This is a genomic window from Pseudoalteromonas sp. T1lg88, assembly GCF_002964765.1.
Taxonomy (GTDB): domain Bacteria; phylum Pseudomonadota; class Gammaproteobacteria; order Enterobacterales; family Alteromonadaceae; genus Pseudoalteromonas.
In genome coordinates, this window is the sequence record NZ_PQCF01000007.1 from 193,479 (window position 1) to 213,554 (window position 20,076).

The window sequence follows — 20,076 nt, forward strand, 5'->3', positions numbered from 1 at the left end:
GAATAAACGAGGCTAAGCCATGCGCAAGCTGTTAGTGACCAGTATAAGTTTACTCGCCCTTGGTGGGTGTGTAACCGAAAGTACATATGTGGGCAGTGACAAGCCCGTTGTTGAAAAGAAAATCAATAACGTAGAAGCCGCCCGCACCCGAATCTCCCTTGCCTTAAATTACCTTTCCCAAGGCGATAGCACGCAAGCCAAATATAACCTAGAACGTGCTGCTAAATTCGCCCCGGAACTGCCAGAGGTACATTACTCCATTGCTTATTACTACCAGCAGGTTGGTGAGAAGCAAAGAGCCAAAGACGCTTATGAAAAGGCACTCAGTCTAGAGCCGAACGATCCTAATACCCTAAACAACTACGGGGTGTTTTTATGTGATATCGGTGAGTATGATCTAGCGGTCGATAAGTTTATGGCTGCCATTGAGGTTCCGAGTTACCTGCGCGTAGCGGAAAGTTATGAAAACCTGGCGCTGTGCGCGCTGGAATTTGATAAGTTTGATGCTGCCGAAACCTTCTTAGAAGACTCCCTGCAGCACAGCTCGTTACGCCCATCAAGCCTAATCAACCTGGCTGCGGTAAAGTATGCTAAAAGTGACTTTTATAATGCTCAGCAGGTGTTAAATCGCTACCAGCGCACCGGTCGTATCTCGTCACGTTCCCTTTTACTTGGTTACTTGATCCATGACCGTATGGGTCATATTGAAGATGCCCGTAAGTTGGCCGAAACCATTACCGTCACTTACCCCTCGTCGATAGAAGCGCGCATTATTCGCGAACAGCGCTACAGCGCCAGTGAATTTGAACAATTGCGTGAACAGTACCGTCGTCACAAGCTCACCGAGCTGCAAGACAGCATGGAAGGCAATCAAATCGTTGCCAAACCTAAGATTAAGGTTGTGAAGAAAAAGACCGGTGCTGAATCAGAAGCCAGTGCTGAGGTCTTAACAGCGGCCGCACCAGCGGCAGAATTTGTTGAGACCTCGGTTGCGACCGTAGCAGCCGAGACAGCTGTGGAAGTGGCTGCCGAAGCAGTAGACACAGTGGCGGAGCAAATTGATGTTAAGGCAGAAGCTGAACCTTCAGCCGAGCCTTCGGCAGAGCCTTCAGTCGAGCCTTCAGCCGAGTCAGCAGTTGAGCTTTCTGCCGAGACAGTCGAGACGGCAACCGACACCATGCTTGAAACAGCGGATGAACTGGGAGAAGAAGCTTCGGCCGAAGCTATCGCCGTCGAGAATCAGGCCAGCGAACAAATGGCTGCTGTTGAAACGGCAACCGAGCAAACAACTGAAGCGGCCAATGAGTTAGCATCTGAGCTTACGGCATCGGCTAAAAGTGCAGAGCAAGAGCTGGTATCTGAGGTTAAGTCTTCGACTGAGCCGTCAGCCGAGCCGTCAACCAAGCCTTCGGCAGTGCCTACTACCGAAGCCGCGACGAAATCTCTAGACGCAGCAAAGAGCAAGGCTGAAGAAAAAGCTAAAGCAGAGACCTCGACTGAGTCTTCGACCCAGAAGCCTGACGAATCTAGCGTTACTACCCTGGCCGAGCAAAAGGATCAATTACAGTCAGAATTGGCGCGTGAGTTTGCTTCCTTGCAGTTGGCTGCGGATGTAACTGCAGAAGATAAGCCGGAGGCTGAGGATGTGACCGAGCAGCTTGCTGCTAACAGTGCACAGCTTGAAGAAGTCGCTGAATCTCAGGAGCAGGTCGAAGATGTAAGCCCTGCAGCCGAGGTGGTGACGCCAAAGGCCAAGGTGGTTGAGCAAATGGCCATTGCCAATACTGCGGGTAAAAAAGAAATCCCTTTCCATGTGATGCAAAAGGGTGAAAACCTGTTTAATGTTTCGACCCGCTATAATATCCGTCTAAGCACCTTACGTAAGTGGAATAACCTCGTCAGTGCCGATCATGTGCAAGTTGGCCGCAAGATTTACTTACAGCAACCGTATAATTATCATACCGTGGCTGAGGGTGATACCTTGTTTGAGATTTCCAGGAAATACAATGTGCGTATGGAAAAGCTTTTGGAGTGGAACCAGATTGAAGAAAACAGCAAATTGGTTCCGGGCGATAAAGTATATATAGCAGATCCTAAGAATTATCGATTATGAGTGACAGTGGTGAAGTAGCACAGCAGGCTGAGGAGGAATCAGCCGCTATTGCCATAGGCAAGCAGTTAGCCGGTGCTAGGGAACAACAAGGGTTAAGCCAGGAGCAACTGGCGCGCAAGCTAAATTTGACGGTGCGCAAGCTCGATGATTTAGAGCAAGGGCGTTTTGCCGGTCTGGGCGCCACTATTTTTGTGCGTGGCTATATCAAGGCTTATTGCAAGGTGCTGGCTTTGGACTCGGCTCCCTTGTTGGCCGCTATTGAGCCAGAGCCTCAGGCACAAGAACAGGCAAGCATGCAGAGCTTCTCGCGACGCACCGAAAAGGAAGCGCACGACAATCGTTTGATGCTTTTCAGTTATGCCATCCTCGCTATTATTCTAGGTTCATCCCTGTTCTGGTGGTGGCAAGGCAGTGACGAGCTGGTTGTGGAAACCACGCCCTTGGCCGCGGATATAGTGGCGGCTCCGGCACCAGAGCCTGAACAGCCTGGTCTTATTGATGCGGGCCCTGGGACTTTGCAAGAGTCTGAGCAAGCTCAACAGGTAAATCCGCAACAAGGCGTCGCAGAGTTGCCTGATAAAGTTGATACCCCCCAACCTAACCAGGGTGTAGTGCAAATCGACAAGGGCGAAACTGCCGAAGAAATGCCCCCAGAGGAAGCGCCCCTGGCTGAAGCGCCCCTGGCCGCCGGTGAGCAAAGAGTGATTATGCGCTTTAGCGGTGAATGCTGGGTTGAAGTGCAGGATGCCAAGGGAAAGCGCTTGGCCTATGACATTAAACAAGCGGGGCAAGAGTTAGAGCTAGTAGGTTTGGCCCCCTTTGCGGTCACCCTGGGCAAGCATGATGTGGTTAGCGTCAGCGTCAATGGGGAAGCCGTGGATATTTCGCATTTTCCACCAAACCGTTTAGCTAAATTTTCATTACCGTTAACAGAGTAAGTAGTATGTTTTCAGAGTCACCAATAAGCGCCGCAAGTCTACGCGTATTTATGTTGGCGATGTGCCGATTGGCGATGGTGCGCCCATTGCCGTGCAATCCATGACCAATACCGACACCATGGATGTCGATGCTACGGTGAAGCAAATTCAGGATATCGCCCAGGCTGGTGCCGATATCGTGCGAGTGTCCGTACCCACCATGGCGGCCGCTGAAGCATTTAAAAGCATAAAAGAGCAGGTCGATATTCCCCTGGTCACAGATATTCACTTCGACTACCGCATCGCCCTGAAAGTGGCGGAATATGGCGCCGATTGTTTGCGCATTAACCCGGGTAATATCGGCAGCGAAGACAGGATCCGTGCCGTGGTTGATGCCGCCGGCGCGCGCAATATTCCTATCCGTATCGGTGTTAATGGCGGCTCCTTAGAGCGTGACTTGCAGGAAAAATATGGTGAGCCAACGCCCGAGGCGCTGTTGGAATCGGCCATGCGTCATGTGGAAATTCTCCAGCGTCTTAACTTCGACCAATTCAAGGTATCGGTTAAGGCCTCCGACGTATTCCTAGCGGTAGGCGCCTATCGCCTGCTGGCTAAAGAGATAGATCAACCTCTGCACCTGGGCATTACCGAAGCCGGCGGTTTCCGCTCCGGTTCGGTGAAATCCGCGGTGGGTCTTGGCATGTTATTGGCCGAGGGCATTGGCGATACCTTACGCGTATCCCTTGCCGCCGATCCTGTGCAAGAGATCAAAGTGGGTTTCGATATCCTAAAATCCCTGCGTATTCGTTCGCGTGGCATTAACTTTATTGCCTGCCCGAGCTGTTCTCGTCAGGAGTTTGATGTGGTCAGCACCATGAACCAATTGGAAGAGCGCTTGGAAGATGTGATCACACCTATGACAGTGTCGGTGATCGGTTGTGTTGTGAACGGCCCAGGCGAAGCCCTGGTCAGCGATATCGGCTTGGCCGGTGCCAACCGTCGTTCTGGCTTGTATATCAATGGTGAGCGTCAAAAGACCCGCATCGACAACGATCATATCGTTGAGCAGCTGGAGCAGCACGTGCGCGAATACCTTGCCAAGCAGGAACAACAGCAGCCAATTGACATTAAATTAGTTGATTAAGGCCGGCGCCGGTACTTGGTGGTAGCGGCGCAATCAGGCTATAATAGCGCGCTTTATCGACGCGTTTTCACGGGCTCAGCGCAGCCTACAACAGAATTTTGGGATTATCAGTGGCAAAACAAATTCAAGCAGTTCGCGGCATGAACGACACCCTTCCGGGCGACACCCAAGTATGGCAAAAAGTGGAAGACACTTTGCGTCAGTGTGTGGCCTCATTTGGTTATCAAGAAATCCGTTTCCCCATTGTTGAGTCAACCGACCTGTTTAAGCGTTCTATCGGTGAAGTAACCGATATCGTTGAAAAAGAAATGTATACCTTTGAGGATCGCAACGGCGACAGCCTGACATTGCGCCCAGAGGGTACGGCCGTGTGTGTACGTGCCGGTAACGAAAATGGCCTGCTGTACAACCAGGAACAGCGCCTTTGGTATATGGGTCCCATGTTCCGTCACGAGCGTCCGCAAAAAGGCCGCTACCGTCAGTTCCACCAGTTCGGTCTGGAAGTGTTTGGTATTGCCAGCGCCGATATCGATGCCGAAGTGATCATGTTGACGGCGCAGCTGTGGCAGCAATTCGGTATTAGCGAGCATGTGCGCCTGGAGCTGAACTCATTAGGTTCAAACGAAGCACGCGCCGCCTACCGTGATGCCCTGGTGGCCTATCTTGAGCTGCATGAAGACAAGTTGGACGAAGACTCCAAGCGTCGTATGCACTCAAATCCGCTGCGCGTTTTGGACAGCAAAAATCCGGACGTACAAGCCATCCTGGTAGATGCGCCTAAGCTGTCCGAGCACCTGGATGAAGAATCACGTGCTCATTTTGCTAATTTGTGTGAACGATTAGACGCTGCGGGTATCGAATACCAGGTTAACGAAAAGTTGGTTCGTGGTCTGGATTATTATAACCGTACCGTGTTTGAATGGGTCACCGAGAGCCTAGGCGCTCAGGGTACCGTTTGTGCCGGTGGTCGTTACGACGGTCTGGTTGAGCAACTAGGCGGTAAGGCCACCCCTGCAGTTGGTTTTGCCATGGGGATGGAGCGCTTGGTGTTGCTACTTCAGGCTCTTGACTGTGTTGGCGAAATACGCCGCAACGCTGATGTGTATGTAGCGGCCATGGGTGAGCAGGCCAGCATTCAAGCCCCTGTGATCGCCTCTAAGCTGCGCGCCGACGTACCTGGTTTACGTGTCTTGGTACATGCCGGTGGCGGCAACTTTAAGAAACAATTAAAACGTGCTGATAAAAGCGGTGCCGAAGTGGCACTGATTTTAGGCGAAGATGAACTCAACCAAGGTGTGGTAACTGTGAAATACCTACGCGAAGAAAAACCACAGTTAACATTGGCTTTGGATGAAATTACCCAGCTGTTGGCTGACATGATTTAGACCCAAGTCTAAGAGGTAATGATGGAAATTTATTCAACAGAAGAACAACAAGCAGAAGCGATTAAAGGCTTTTTTAAAGAACACGGCGTATCAATCGCCCTTGGTATCGTTATCGGCCTGGGTGGCTTGTACGGCTGGAAAGCCTATAACCAGCACCAGATCACCAGCGCCGAAGCAGCTTCGGATGCATTTAATCAGGTAGCACAAAGCACAGAAGTTGAAGGTGCCGATGTGATCGCGCAAAGCGAAACCCTGATGCAGCAGCATGAAGGTTCAAGCTACGCCGTATTGGCCGCCTTTGTTGCCGCCAAAGAAGCGGTAGATGCGCAGCAACTTGATGTAGCCGCAGAGAAACTGACCTGGGCACAACAACATGCACCGACTAAAGAGCTTAAAGCCATTGCCACCACGCGTTTAGCGCGAGTGCAATTGGCACAGCAAAACTATGATGCTGCCTTAGCAACCCTGGGCACCGAGTTACCGGCAAGCTATGAAGCCGCTGTTGCCGAATTAAAAGGTGATATATACCTGGCTCAAGGCGATAAAGAGCAGGCTCGCATCGCTTATCAAAGCGCGGCGGATAAAGGTGGCTTAGAAAGCAACCCGCTATTGCAAGTTAAATTGGACGATTTGGCAGCGCAAACGCCAGCTGCGTAGGGAGCGGGTTGATGAAAAAGGTTACTCTTGCAGGGATTGCCTTATGTATGGCGACCTTGGCGGGTTGTTCGTCGAACGACGAAGAAGAGTTGGTATTACCGGAAATTAATAACCAGTTCGAAACCCAGGTAGTGTGGCAAGAAACGGTAGGCGATGGCGTTGAGCATTATTTCTCACGTTTGCAGCCAGCCTTTTATAAAGACAGAGTATTTGTGGCCGCGCGCAACGGTGAGGTTGAAGCCTTATCTTTAGCCGATGGCGATACCCTGTGGCAAACGGATGTGCGTGACGACTCAGGCTTCTGGCCTTGGTCAAGCGAAGAAAGCGCTAAGCTTTCCGGCGGTATTCTGCAGGCTTACGGCAAGATCTTTATCGGTTCTGAACATGGTCAGGTGGTGGCGCTGGATCGCGAAACAGGTGAGTTGATTTGGCGTAAAAGCGTACCCGGTGAGGCGCTATCCCGCCCAGCAGCTGGCGACGGTTTAATCTATGTAAACCTGGGTTCAGGTCGCTTGTTAGCCTTGCACCCGGATACAGGTGAAGAGCGCTGGCGCTATGAGCAAGAAGTGCCGCCGCTAACACTGCGTGGTTTAAGCTCACCAACGGTTGCCAATGGTGGTGTGCTGGTAGGTGAAGAAACCGGTAAATTGACCGTGTTGATCGCCGACAGTGGCTTTGCCGCCTGGCAAGCCGAAGTGGCGCAGCCTAAAGGTGCCTCAGAGTTTGAGCGTTTGGTTGATGTTGATACCGAGCCAAAGGTCAGTGGCGCCATGGTTTATACCCTGGCTTACAATGGTAACCTGGCGGCGGTGGATATCCGCTCCGGCAACGTGGTATGGAAACGTGAATACAGCAGCTATCGCGAATTCAGCATTGTTGGCGACACCATTTATGTGGTCGACAGCGACGGTGTTATCTATGCTTTGGATAAGAGCTCGGGTATTGAACGCTGGTCGCAAGCGGCTTTACGCGGTTGGTATATTACCGGCCCTGCGGTATTGGGCAACTACCTGGCAGTAGGCGACCAAGAAGGTAACCTGCACTGGATTGACCGCAATAGCGGTGAGTTGGTAGCGCGTCATGAATTTGATGACTCGGGCTTCTATGTTGAGCCTATCCTTGCCGACGACCGCTTGATTGTTATCACTCGCGACGGTGAAGTCAGCGCCATTAAAGCGCAATAATTTAGTTAATTAGGCTATGTCCTAAGATAGGCTTCGCCTTAGGCCAGATGGCTACGGCGGAGCTTTTTTGTTATTTGAAGAGGTACATTATGCTTCCTGTGATCGCCTTAGTTGGGCGACCTAATGTCGGTAAATCGACATTGTTCAACCGCTTAACTCGCACCCGCGACGCACTTGTTGCGGACTTCCCGGGCCTTACTCGTGATCGTAAATACGGCCAGGCGAGCTATGACGGCTTTGACTTTATCGTTGTTGATACCGGCGGTATTGATGGCTCCGAAGAGGGTATCGAAACCGAAATGGCCGAGCAGTCTCTGCTGGCGATCGAAGAAGCGGATGTGGTGCTGTTCCTTGTGGATGCCCGTGCCGGTATGACGGTGGCCGATCAGGCCATTGCCCAGCACCTGCGCAAGCAAGAGAAAAAGGTGTTTGTGGTTGCCAACAAAACCGATGGCATTGACGCCGACTCAAACTGTGCCGAGTTTTATCAACTGGCCATGGGTGAGGTATACCAGATAGCCGCTGCTCATGGTCGTGGTATCACAGGTCTGCTAAACAGCGCCTTACAGCCGGTGATCGAAGAGCTTGCCAAAGAGCGCCAACTGCTGATCGAAGAAGACCCGTTTGCCGCCTATGATGACGAGCATCAGCCTCAGGGCGAAGGCGAAGAAGGTGAGCAGGAAGAGCTTGCCGATAAGGCCATTAAACTGGCCATTATCGGTCGCCCTAACGTAGGTAAATCAACGCTGACCAACCGTATTCTCGGTGAAGAGCGGGTGATAGTGTACGATATGCCGGGCACCACCCGGGACTCTATTTACATCCCTATGACCCGTAACGACCGCGAGTATGTGCTGATCGACACCGCCGGTGTTCGTAAGCGTAAAAAGGTCAGTGATGTGGTCGAGAAGTTCTCGGTGATCAAGACCCTTAAAGCTATTGAAGACGCCAATGTGGTGCTTTTGGTGATCGATGCCCGCACAGGTATTTCGGATCAGGACCTGAGCCTGCTGGGCTTCGCCCTCAATGCCGGCCGTTCTTTGGTATTGGCGGTAAACAAATGGGATGGCCTGGACAGCGATGTGAAGGACCGTATTAAGTCTGAGCTTGACCGTCGTTTAGGCTTTGTTGACTTTGCCCGTATTCACTTTATCTCTGCCTTGCATGGCACCGGGGTAGGCCACCTGTTCGAGTCGGTTGAAGAAGCCTATGACTCGGCCACCAAGCGTATCAGCACCGCCATGTTACGTCGTATTATGGATATGGCTCAGGCCGATCACCAGCCGCCGCTGGTACGTGGTCGCCGCGTTAAGCTCAAATATGCTCACGCCGGTGGTTATAACCCGCCACGTATCGTGATCCACGGTAACCAGGTGCATGAGCTGCCGGACAGTTATAAGCGTTACCTGATGAACTATTACCGCAAGGCGCTGAATATTATGGGTACGCCAATTAAGATCGAGTTCCGTGAAGGGGATAACCCTTATGCCGGTCGCAGCAATAAGATGACCCTGTCGCAGCGTCGTCGTATTAGAAAAATTGGCCAGGAGAGCAAGGACAAGTAAGTTCTTCTCCCTGCTAGCAAAAGGCGCTCATTGAGCGCCTTTTTTGTGTTTGCCATCTTGTATAGCGGGTAAAAAAATAGCGCCTTCGGGCCAGAGGCCCGGGCGCTATTTATTATGCCGGGGTTTGGGATTATTCCAGACCCAACACCTTTTTACCCTGAGTAAAGTCTACGTCTACCGGGATATTGGCCTGACTTAGTTTTTCCAGGTCGGCGGCAAGCTCTGGTTTGATATCGCCCATAGAGGCAACCAGTTGATCCACCTTTTGATAATCGCCGTTACCTTGTAGGGTTAAGATCAGGCTAGAAAGCTTGGCCATGGCCGCGCCCATCTTATCCATATTAACGCGGTAGAGGCCGTTATCGTCTTTAGAGAAAGCGCCTTCCTGTTTAAAGAAGTTAAAGCGGATCATGTTCGCCTTACCATGAGCGCTTGAAGCACCGAAACGAACCGAGCGGAAAATGCCGGCCATAAAGGTGACATAGTAGTCTTCCAGCGTGCCTTCGGTGATCTCGCCTTTTTTCAGCAACTGTTCAACCATGTACAGACCAAGGATATCCGCCTTGCCTTCTTCCAGGGCGCTGGCATGCTCTTGCAGTGATTGACGTACCGTTCCCTTGTCGGTGATGGTATTTTTAATGCCCAGGCCGTGCGCCACTTCGTGGAACATGGTGTTGGCAAAGAAAGCATCGAAGGTGATGTGCTTACGCTGCTCTGGGACGATAAGCTCGGCGGCGATCGGCATCAAAATCTTATCGAACTTGGCGCGCATGGCGTTTTTCAGTTGCAGGCGACGGGTGCCTTTTTCCAACTGGACCTGCTCATCGTTCGGCAGGTTGATGGCGATGGTTTTGCTGCCGGCATTTGAGTGGCCTGCGTAGTAGATCACATCGTAGGCGTTAAGGTCGGCATCCGACCCTGGTACTTCTTGCTTGTACTCGTCGGCAACCGGCAGGCCTTTTTGCAGCTCAGGCAGGAACTGGGCAAACTTGGCCAAGCGCTCACTCCAGGCCATGTCTTTTACCAATACATAAGACTCGAACGCAGCGCGGTAACCGAACAGCTGATCTTCATAGGTTTCAATGGGGCCAATCACCACGTCGATGGGATTATTTTTCATATCCATCCAGGCGAAATCTGAGGCTTGGTAGTCGTCGCTTAACAGGGCGTCGGCACGCATACTCAGGTAGTTGGCGAATTCTTTGTCTTCGGCAAGTTCACTGGCTTCGCGCAGCAACTTGGCGGCGGCCTCTAGTTCGGTTGCATATTCTTGCGAATAGGCGACGCTGTACAGCTTGCCTTCGGCATCGCGTTTGATCACAGAGTAAAGGCCGGTTTTATCGGCAAGATCGCTATTCTCTAGCTCTTCTTTGCTCATATCCGCAGGATAGAATTGGGCGCCGGCCGATTTAGCTTCGAAACCCGAGAGGAATAGCTGATCGCCATTGAGACGATCCCAAGGGCCATAGTTGATCTTGGCAAAGTGACGAACTTTTTCATCGCTTAGGCTGTTTAGGAACTCGGCTCGGTCACCGCCGAAAGCCTGTTGCCAGAAGAGCTCGTCCATAATTTTTGAGGCATCGATCAGCTTGGCCAGCATTTTCTTCTGGTTGCCGCTTAGGTGCGTTAGATCTGTATTCAGTTCGAAGTCGGTATAGATATTCAAACGGCTCGGAGCGATATTGATTAACTCTACGGCTGCATTGCTAGGTGCTTGTTCGGCAACGGTTTCGCTGCTGCTTTGCGGCTGTTTTGAACAACCACTAAGGGCAACTAAGCCACCGAGCAGCATGGCTTGAGAGATTTTCGACAGTTTACGCATAAGAGTCCTCGTTGAGTAATTATGAGTCTTGTGGTGCCGGATAAGACTCACAAAATTAGTGAATGCCGGGCTAAGAAGGTGATCCATACCGAGCATGCCTTATATTGGCGATGATGCCTTCTGGATGCTTTTTGGCCGCCAGAGGCACTGATTTTTGTAGTCTTATTTAACCAATTCGTTGTTGTGCTGACAACGGTAAAAAACAGGATAAGGGCGACAAATTTCTAAAATTAATGGTTTTTTGCGCTATCACTTTTAAAACTTTCTCGCTAACTTATAAACAGAAACAAGAAGAGCGTTCGCGTTGCTGAGAAAGGATACTGGATAATGTCTACCGAAAATGCCTTGTTTACCATCTTGGTTGATCGCATCAACAGCGAGACCCTGATACTACCTTCCCTGCCCGAAGTGGCCTTAAAAGTACGTGCCAGTGCCGATGATCCGGATATTTCCTCGCACGCCATGGCGGATATGATTGCCACGGATCCAGCCTTGGCGACGCGCATCATTAAGCTTGCCAACAGTAATTTAATGAACAGCTCGGTGAAGGTGACTGGGGTTAATCAGGCGGTGACATGTGTCGGCTTAGGGCCAATTAAGAATATCGCTACGGCGTTGGCCATGGAGCAGTTGTTTGTGTCGCAAAACCCCGTGATCAAGGGGTATATGGATACGGCCTGGCAGAAGACCAATAAGGCTGCTTGTCATGCCATGGTGCTGGTGCAGCAATTTCGTGAGCAGCAGCAACATGCTCGCATTAACGCAGACACCATCACTCTGGCGGCGCTCACATACAACATAGGGATTGTGCCGATTTTAACCGAAGCGGAAAAACACCCAGAGGTGTTTGCGAACCCTTGCTTTCTCGCTCATGCCATTCAAAAACTGGCCGGTTGCATCGGTGCCGCTACCTTAACAGCATGGGGTTTTTCCGAGGAGTTTGTTGAGCTTGCTAAGCTGTGGTGCGATCCAAACTATCGCCCAGAGGACATAGAGTTTGTTGACTTTGTGCGTCTGGGAGCGATTCTTGAAGGCATTTTGCAGGTCTCAGATAAAACGGCGGCACTGCAGGTGTATGTGGATAAGGGCATTATTCCATCGCATGTACTGTTTGCCGAGGACGAGTATCAGGAGTTAGTCAAAGATACCTATGAGGTGTTTTTATAGCTTGGCCTTGCCGCCGTGCTTGTAGGTCGGCCTTTGCCGCCATAGTTGTAGGTCGGTCTTTCAGGCCGACAAAAAGCCACCTGGTTAAATTTGTCGGCGCAAAGCACCGACATTTAAGCCTTACAAATCTTTGGCGTCGCCGAGCTCTTTGGTTAAGGCTTCAAGTAATTCCTTGATTTCTTCCGATGCCAGAATAAAGTCGGCATCCAGTTTCACCGCCATATCTTCTTTTGGAATATCGGCATTTTCTTCTTTTAATACCTCGGCATAGTTTACGCGTTTAATCGAACCGTCGTTTTGCAGCATAAACTTGATGCGTTCATGGTATTCCAATGCCAGCTTGGTGACTTCCTTGCCATTGTCCAAATGGTTTTTCACCTCGTCAGTGGCCAGGTCATGGCCCTTAAGCTTGACTTGGGCGCCATTGTCATCCGGATCCTGTAACTCGGCGTCAAGGCCGATGGCAAAGCCTTCCGGGGCATTAAAGTCTTTTAACCAGGAAGTAAGGAATAAACCCAGGTCATAGTTGGCAAAGGCGGGCACCACGGGCAAGGTGCCCAATGATTTACGTAGCAGCGCCAGTAGCTCTTCGGCCTTGTTAAAGCTGCCGCTATTGACGACTACCCAACCATTTTCCATATCGATAAAGGCATATTGCAGGCTCGACTTTTTAAAGGCCTGAGGCAGCAGGGTATTAAGGATATTCTCTTTAAGCTCATCCTTTTCCTTTTTGTTTACTCGGCGGTTTTCCTGTACTTCCAGTTGTTCTACCTTTTCCTGCAGCATGTCGTTAACCACCGCAGCCGGTAGTACTTTTTCTTCGCGCTTGGCGCATACCAGAATCGAGTTTTTAGAAAAGTGGCTTAATGTTTGGCCATGCTTGCCTAGGGCCTTGGTCCAACCGAAGGTGTGCAGATCCTGACTGCCACAGGGGCGGAATAAATCCTGCTCCAGAGCCTTGTCAAAGTCTTCTTGCTGATAGCTGATCTCTTGCTTAAAACGATAGCAAATTAGGTTACTAAACCACATAAATATACTTCCATGGAGCGCCAAAGGCGCAAATTTATAGTGCCGCCATCATAACGGAGTGGCGTCGCTAATTAAACATTAGCATGGGTTTTGGCAGGTCTTTCGGGAGCGAGATGAAATACTGCAACCCCTGATTAGGTGTGCTGCTGACTGATATCTCGCCGCCCAGGGTTTGTTTTACCAGGTTAAAGGTAATATGGGTGCCCAAGCCGCTGCCGCCCTGGTCCCGCTTAGTGGTGAAGTAGGGGTTGAATAGCTGTTCCAGTTGCATCGCATTGACGCCGCAACCATCGTCTCTATATTCGATTAATACCCGCTCATCCTGTTCTCGGATCAGTATATCTATATGACCGTGCTTGGTTTGTTCAAAGCCATGGATCAGCGAGTTCATAATTAAATTGGTAAAAATCTGGCTAATGGCACCGGCGGGTAAGTTAAGGATAAGGTCATCCGGGCACTGAATATTGATTTTATGTTCTGTATTTTTCAGTTTTGGATGCAAGGAGCGGATCACCTCGCCAAGGTATTCTTTTAAGTTAATGGTGCGCACCGCTTCGCTGGCTTGATCTATGGCGATTTGCTTAAAGCTGGCAATCAGCTCGTTAGCGCGGGCAAGATTATTGCTAAGCAACTCGGTACTTTGTTTTGCCTCGCCAATAAATTGCGCCAATTCGGCAGGCGTCAGAGTTTGTTTTTCGTGCGCCTGTTCCAGCTCATTAAGGCGTTCTTGTAAAAATGAGGTGGCGGTGATCCCTATGCCTACGGGAGTATTGATGTCGTGGGTAATGCCGGCAACTAGGCCGCCAAGAGCTGCCATTTTCTCCGAGCCGAGTAAGCGCTCCTGCGTGTTGTTAAGCTCATCCATATAGCGCAGCATTTCTCTTTGTTTGGCAAGCAGCTCCTGTTCGGTCTGGCGCCTCAGTTCAATTTCTTCGGTAAGATTAAGCTTTTGTTTTTCCAGCTCATATTTTTGTTGTTGCAGATCCATCATGGCCTGGCTGAGATTGGAGGTCTTACGGGCTACTTCTTGCTCGAGCTCAATATTTTGTTGGTCGAGTTTTTCGTTGCTCTTGAGCAATTCTTTTTGCGTGTATTTTAGCTTGTTGCGGTATTCGACCACCTTGGCTATCAGGTTATTAAAGGCCTGTGCCATGACGTGGAGTTCGTTTTGCTTATGGGTATCGAGTTTAATCCGGGTGTCTTCGATGGCATCCGGCTCAACCTCTTCGATTTGCTCCGTCAATTGCTGCAAAGGCAAGGTCAGGTGTTTTCTAAAAGCCAGTAAAAACAGCAGGATCAAAAAGGTGGTTTTGATCATGGCGTTACCCACGAGCAGATAAATGGAAACCATAATACGGCTGACCACCACGTCACGACTGGAAAACAAGGTGACATCGCCAACCTGGGTTTCACGGCCGGAAAATTCGAATACCAGAGGAAAGGTATAGCCAAACAGGCCTGACGGCGTATCTTCAATCATAACAGTGTCTTGCGCCAGAGGTTTAGCTTTGCGTTCACGGCTATCTAATGAGCGACCAAGTTGCGAGATCACCTCGCCGCTGTCGTCACGCACTATGATGCCCTCAACCATGGGAATGGCAATAAGGCCCTCGGCTATGGTGACGCTTTGATCTGTATTGAGCTCCCAGATGGCACGGGTCAAGCTGCCGCTAAAGGTTTGTTGCAAAATCTGCAATTCGCTGCGGATATAGCTTTTAGTGTTGAAGTATTCGGCATATATCTGTGCGCAGGTCACCACAAAGGTCAGCACAAAGTAAACGGATAAAACACTGGTAAGGAGTTTTTTCGACAGACTGTTACGCAACATGTTTGAACTTGGCCCTGTGCAACTAAAAAAAGGCGGTGACAAAACTCCGATGTTGAGTTTGTATTTGGTGCCGCTATATCCTCGCAGAAATAGCGCTAAGGATTTTAAAAAACATACAAAATAATAGCTTATTGACAGGCGTTTAACAAAAGCAAATATTTTCGCGGCGCGGTTTTGCGCCCAGGGCAAACTTGTACTTTGTATTCTAAGTTAACAGCACAAGGTGAGGTCGTTGCGTTTGCCTGTCATAGCAAGATGCTCAAGCACTTTACAACTTCGGCCGCCAATTTGCATAAGTATTTCTACGTATTGTTTTGGATATAAGAAAAAAGCATATTATTTGTTAAATATTGCTGTTGACAGAAATAGTCATTTTCGGGCAGTCTAAATGCATGAATACAAATTACGCAACACTGACCATCATTATTACCACCACCATCCGTAGCGGATAGTGGCATGGGTCGGTGCGCGAAGAAAAAAAGGCCTATGCTCTATTGCATGGGCCTTTTTTTTTGGGGTCCTAAAAGGGCGTCATCAGCAGAATAATTGCAGTTAAACGGGAATGAGGAAGTTATGCAGGTATTGAAATTTGGCGGGTCATCACTGGCCGATGCGGATTGTTTAGCTCGGGTTAGCGCCATAGTGCGCGCCGAGCTAAAAGAACAAATGTTACTGGTATTGTCGGCACCAGGAGGCATGACAGATGCTCTGGTGACCTTAAGTGAACTGGCGCAGTCCGGGCAGGATTACAGTATTCCCTGGCAGGCCCTGTGCGCCCGTGCCGAGGGGTTAAAATCTGAGGTTACAGCACTGGCTCAGGCGCCCGATTCATGGCCCGACTTTCAGGAGCTGAAGCGCCGCCTTGACGGCATTGCTCTGTTGGGGGAATGTCCGGATGCGGTGCACAGTTATATCATCAGCTTTGGCGAACGTATCAGTGTGGCCTTGATGCAGGCCCTGCTGGCCGACCTCGGAGCCCACTGCGTACCCGCGGATCAGGTGGTGCGCTCACATGGTGGCTTTATGGATGCGGAAGTGGATCTCGATGTATCAAAACAGCTGATGCAGCAGTATTTGCATGCCAACCCGGCAAAAGTATACATAATGCCAGGCTTTACCGGCGCCGATGAGCAGGGGCGATTAACTACGCTGGGGCGCAATGGCTCGGATTATTCAGCGGCGGTGGCGGCGGCTTGTTTGGAGGCTGAGGTTTGCCAAATTTGGACCGATGTGGATGGTGTTTACAGCGCTGATCCCCGTTATATCAAGGGCGCCACTAAGGTTGATCATCTCTCTTATAAAGAGGCCATGGAGCTCTCTTATTTCGGCGCTAAGGTGTTGCATCCCAAGACCATAATGCCCTGTGCCAAAGCAGGCGTGCCCTGTGAGATTAAAAATACCCATGCGCCTTCGCTTCCAGGCTCTCTGATCAGCGATGAGGCGCGTTCTTCTGAGCCGGTGAAAGCCATTTCCAGTTTACAGGACCTGGCCATGCTGACTGTGTCTGGCCCGGGTATGAAGGGCAAGGTGGGTATGGCGGCCAAGGTGTTTACCGCACTGGCGATGGATAATGTTTCCATCGTGCTTATCACCCAATCGAGCTGTGAGTTCAGCATTAGTTTTTGTGTGTACCAGCAGGACCTTGCTCTTGCACTAAGGGCGCTTGAGCAGGCCTTTGAGCTTGAAGCCAAGGCCGGGCTTATCGAGCCGGTGCAGGTACAGCGCCACCTCGCCATTGTGACCCTGGTGGGTGACAATATGCGTGCTCATAAGGGCTTGGCTGCCAAGTTTTTTGCTTCCTTAGCGCAGGCACAAGTGAATATAGTGGCCATTGCCCAGGACTCTACGGAAAGCTCGATCTCCGCGGTGATCGATGGCGAGCTGTGTAACGATGCGGTGAAGGTGTGCCATGAAAACTTCTTTACTCATATGCCGTCCATTGATGTTTTCCTGTTAGGTTGTGGCCTGGTGGGCAGCGAATTGTTGAGCCAGGTAGAGAAGCAGCAAGAGTGGCTGAACGCGCGCAATATCAAGTTAAAGGTGCGCGGCATAGCTAACTCAAGGCAGATGCTGCTAAACGGTGAGGGGATAGATTTGCAGCAATGGCCAACGCAGTTGCAGCAAACGGCACAGGAGTTTGACCTGAAATATCTGGAACAATTCGTAAAACAGCATCACCTGATCAACCCGGTGATCGTCGATTGCAGTTCAGCGGCGGCGCTGGCGGATCAATACGTTAATTTCTTAAATGCCGGTTTCCATGTGGTCGCCGCCAATAAAAAGGCCAATACCAGCTCGCAAGCCTATTATTGGCAGTTAAAGGAAGCGGCGCAGCGCAATAACCGACGCTTCCTTTATGAAACCAATGTCGGTGCCGGTTTACCCGTACTCGATAATCTTCAGTCTTTGTTTGGCGCCGGCGACCAGCTATTGCACTTTAGCGGCATTCTGTCTGGTTCCTTGTCTTATATGTTTGGGGTGCTGAGCGATGGCTTAAGCTTGTCCGAGGCGACCATCAAGGCGAAAGAAAGTGGCTTTACCGAGCCGGATCCCCGTGATGATTTGTCCGGTACCGATGTTGCCCGCAAGTTGTTGATCATTGCCCGTGAAGCCGGATTGGAACTCGAACTTGAAGATATAGAAGTTGAGTCTGTCTTGCCGCCAGGCTTTGCTAATGGTCTCAGTGTCGATGAGTTTATGGCTAAGCTGCCCGAGCTCGACAGCGATTTTGCCGACAAGGTGTCCTCCGCCAAGGCTGAGGGTAAGGTGCTGCGTTATGTCGGCAGCATAGACAAGGGGCGCTGCAAGGTCGGCATTGAAGCGGTGGATAGCAAGCATGCCCTATTCGATATTCGTGATGGCGAAAATGCGCTGGCCATTTTGAGTCAGTATTATCAGCCAAGACCCTTTGTGATCCGTGGTTATGGGGCCGGCGCCGAAGTTACGGCGGCGGGGGTTTTCGCCGATATTCTTAAAACATTACCGCGATAAGGACATCTGATGATTCAAGTATATGCTCCGGCTTCCATAGGTAATTTTGCCGTCGGTTTTGATGCCCTTGGCGCCGCCATTGCGCCAATTGACGGCAGTTTACTCGGTGATCTGGTTAAGGTCAGTGCCAGCACGACCACTGAGTTTGTCTGCTCCGGGCCTTATGCCCATAAGCTACCGGCACAGGCAGAGCAAAACCTGGCCTATATGTGTTTGCAGCATTTTAAACAGGCGGTGGCTCCGGATATGCCAGCGGTGCGTTTAGAGCTGGTAAAAAACCTGCCCGTAGGTTCGGGTTTGGGCTCCAGTGCCTGCTCCGTGGTGGCAACTATTGCTGCATTGGATAAGTTTGCCGGCACCGGGCTCAGTGATGAGGCACTGATCGAGCTGATGGCCGACTTTGAGGCCAAGGTCAGCGGCGGCCGCCATTACGACAATATCACCCCTTGTTATTTGGGTGGCCTGCAACTAACGGCGGAGCTTATTCCCGGTAAGTCTCTGGCCATTATGACCCCGGATAACTGGTATCCAGTGGTGGCCTTTCCCGGGTTTACGCTTAACACCGCCAAGGCGCGTGCGGTGCTGCCAAAGCAGCTGGATATGCACCACAGTGTTGAATTTGCTCAGCGCCTTAGCGCTTTTTGTACTTTGATGCTGCAACAGCGCAGCGAAGAGGCGCTGTCGATCATGATAGATACTGTGGCCGAGCCCCATAGGGCGCAATTGATCGAAGGCTTTAGCGCGGCGCAACAGGCGCTGTTACAGCTAGGCGCCAAAGCGGTCAGTATTTCTGGCGCCGGGCCGACACTGTTTGCGCTATGCGACAACCTCGCCAGCGCCGAGCTGTGCCAGCAGTGGCTCAGCGACCACTATATTAATGAACAAGGTTTTAGCCATATTTGCCAACTCGATTGGGCCGGCACCAGAGAATTGAATGAGGAACTAGGGTAATGCAGTTATATAATTTGCAAGATAATGAGCAGGTGGTGTCTTTTGTTGAGGCGGTAAAAACTGGCCTAGGTCGCAATCAAGGGGTGTTTTTCCCTACCGAGCTGACGCCCTTGGCGGATGTTGATGCCTTACTGGAACTCGACTTTGTTACCCGCAGTGCCAAGGTATTGCGTCATCTGTTAGGAGATGAATTGAGCGATGACACCCTGGCGCACATGGTCGCGGGGGCCTTTACCTTCCCTGCGCCCTTGGTCAAGGTAGCCGATAACCTCCATTGTTTAGAGCTGTTTCACGGTCCGACTCTGGCCTTTAAGGACTTTGGCGGACGCTTTATGGCCCAATGTCTGGCGCAGTTTAGTCAGGGCGAGAAGGTTACTATTTTAACCGCCACCAGTGGCGATACCGGAGCCGCCGTGGCTCATGCCTTTTATGGTAAAGAGAATGTCGATGTGGTGATCCTCTATCCCGAGGGCAAGATCTCCGAGGCACAACAAAAGCTGTTTACCACCCTTGGCGGCAACGTGCATTGCTATAGTGTTAAAGGTTCCTTCGACGATTGTCAGGCCATGGTGAAGCAGGGCTTCTTGGATGAAGAACTGAAATCGCGTCTCGGCCTTAACTCGGCCAACTCTATCAATATCAGCCGACTATTGGCGCAGGTCTGCTACTACTTTGAGGCAGTGGCGCAACTGCCGAAAGAGCAAAGAGCGAGCGCACATATTTCTGTGCCCAGTGGTAACTTCGGTAACGTCTGTGCGGCCATGATAGCGGCGGTGATCGGCTTGCCTATCAGCAAGTTGTCGGCCACCACTAACCAAAACGATACCGTACCGCGTTACCTTGAGTCCAAACAATGGCAGCCCAATGAGACTTTGGAGTCCCTGTCTAATGCCATGGATGTGAGTCGGCCAAATAACTGGCCGCGGGTGCAGGTGATGCTCGACAGTGGCCAGTTTAGCTATAACGACTTTTTCTCTCATGGTGTGGACGAAGCAACCACTGCGGCGGCAATGCGCGAGTTGCAGCAGCTAGGCTATCTGGCCGAGCCGCACACCGCGATTGCCTATCAGGGATTAAAGACGGATTTGGCCCCGGGCGAGCAGGGGATCTTTTTGGCCACCGCTCATCCGGCAAAGTTTAAAGACAGTGTGGAAGAGATTTTGGGTGTTTCATTAGAAATGCCCAAGGCCCTGGCCGATGCCCTTGCTAAGCCCTGCTTAGCCGAACCCATGAGCGCCGACTATACGCAGTTGCGTGAAGCTATGCTGGCGAAACTCGGTTAATTTGGTAAGCTAGCTTTAGCTTTAACAAGATTAGTATTAA

13 protein-coding genes and 1 pseudogene are annotated in these 20,076 nt (G+C 50.9%); 11 read left to right on the forward strand and 3 right to left on the reverse strand.

Annotation, left to right across the window (positions count from 1 at the left end):
• Positions 1–19: 19 nt before the first annotated feature.
• The 7 genes and pseudogenes from pilW to der all read left to right on the forward strand — a co-directional run bounded on the left by pilW (position 20) and on the right by der (position 8,965).
• Complete coding sequence (gene pilW / locus C2M34_RS04900) at positions 20–2,113, forward strand: type IV pilus biogenesis/stability protein PilW (RefSeq protein WP_105258202.1); 2,094 nt, start codon at positions 20–22, stop codon at positions 2,111–2,113.
• Entirely contained in the window at positions 2,110–3,051 is a 942-nt protein-coding gene (locus C2M34_RS04905; protein WP_105258203.1) for a RodZ domain-containing protein, read from the forward strand. The genes pilW and C2M34_RS04905 overlap by 4 nt, the downstream gene beginning before the upstream one ends.
• Positions 3,052–3,056: 5 nt before the next feature.
• A pseudogene (gene ispG / locus C2M34_RS04910) lies at positions 3,057–4,174 on the forward strand (flavodoxin-dependent (E)-4-hydroxy-3-methylbut-2-enyl-diphosphate synthase).
• A gap of 110 nt (positions 4,175–4,284) precedes the next feature.
• A complete protein-coding gene (gene hisS, locus C2M34_RS04915; RefSeq protein ID WP_105200224.1) occupies positions 4,285–5,559 on the forward strand; it encodes a histidine--tRNA ligase in 1,275 nt (424 codons plus the stop codon).
• 21 nt (positions 5,560–5,580) lie between these two features.
• Positions 5,581–6,216: a YfgM family protein gene (locus tag C2M34_RS04920; protein WP_105200225.1), complete on the forward strand. Its 636-nt coding sequence runs from the start codon at positions 5,581–5,583 to the stop codon at positions 6,214–6,216.
• 11 nt (positions 6,217–6,227) lie between these two features.
• Positions 6,228–7,400, forward strand: coding sequence for an outer membrane protein assembly factor BamB (bamB, locus tag C2M34_RS04925; protein ID WP_105200226.1), 1,173 nt, complete (start codon positions 6,228–6,230; stop codon positions 7,398–7,400).
• An 89-nt stretch (positions 7,401–7,489) separates the two neighbouring features.
• Positions 7,490–8,965, forward strand: a complete 1,476-nt coding sequence (der, locus tag C2M34_RS04930; protein ID WP_105200227.1) for a ribosome biogenesis GTPase Der — start codon at positions 7,490–7,492, stop codon at positions 8,963–8,965.
• Positions 8,966–9,095: 130 nt separating this feature from the next.
• Here der and C2M34_RS04935 read toward each other — a convergent pair whose 3' ends face one another.
• Complete coding sequence (locus C2M34_RS04935; RefSeq protein WP_105258205.1) at positions 9,096–10,787, reverse strand: dipeptidyl-peptidase 3 family protein; 1,692 nt, start codon at positions 10,785–10,787, stop codon at positions 9,096–9,098.
• 327 nt (positions 10,788–11,114) lie between these two features.
• Here C2M34_RS04935 and C2M34_RS04940 point away from each other — a divergent pair, with 327 nt between their 5' ends.
• The gene (locus C2M34_RS04940) at positions 11,115–11,954 is read left to right on the forward strand and encodes an HDOD domain-containing protein (RefSeq protein ID WP_105258206.1); all 840 of its coding nucleotides are present in this window, start codon (positions 11,115–11,117) and stop codon (positions 11,952–11,954) included.
• A gap of 120 nt (positions 11,955–12,074) precedes the next feature.
• Here the strand turns inward: C2M34_RS04940 and rdgC are convergent, their stop codons facing one another.
• Both rdgC and C2M34_RS04950 read right to left on the reverse strand, forming a co-directional pair.
• Positions 12,075–12,983 carry a recombination-associated protein RdgC gene (gene rdgC, locus C2M34_RS04945; protein WP_105214653.1) on the reverse strand — a complete coding sequence of 303 codons (909 nt, stop codon included), beginning with the start codon at positions 12,981–12,983 and terminating at the stop codon, positions 12,075–12,077.
• Positions 12,984–13,050: 67 nt separating this feature from the next.
• Positions 13,051–14,811 carry a sensor histidine kinase gene (locus C2M34_RS04950; RefSeq protein ID WP_105258207.1) on the reverse strand — a complete coding sequence of 587 codons (1,761 nt, stop codon included), beginning with the start codon at positions 14,809–14,811 and terminating at the stop codon, positions 13,051–13,053.
• 573 nt (positions 14,812–15,384) lie between these two features.
• Between C2M34_RS04950 and thrA the strand changes: the two genes are divergently transcribed.
• The 3 genes from thrA to thrC are packed head-to-tail and all read left to right on the forward strand — an operon-like array spanning position 15,385 to position 20,036.
• Entirely contained in the window at positions 15,385–17,802 is a 2,418-nt protein-coding gene (gene thrA / locus C2M34_RS04955; protein ID WP_105258208.1) for a bifunctional aspartate kinase/homoserine dehydrogenase I, read from the forward strand.
• Positions 17,803–17,811: 9 nt separating this feature from the next.
• Positions 17,812–18,753, forward strand: coding sequence for a homoserine kinase (gene thrB, locus C2M34_RS04960; protein ID WP_105258209.1), 942 nt, complete (start codon positions 17,812–17,814; stop codon positions 18,751–18,753).
• Positions 18,753–20,036 (forward strand): threonine synthase, encoded by a 1,284-nt coding sequence (thrC, locus tag C2M34_RS04965; RefSeq protein ID WP_105258210.1) that lies wholly within the window; start codon positions 18,753–18,755, stop codon positions 20,034–20,036. Before thrB ends, thrC begins: the two co-directional genes overlap by 1 nt.
• Positions 20,037–20,076 lie beyond the last annotated feature (40 nt).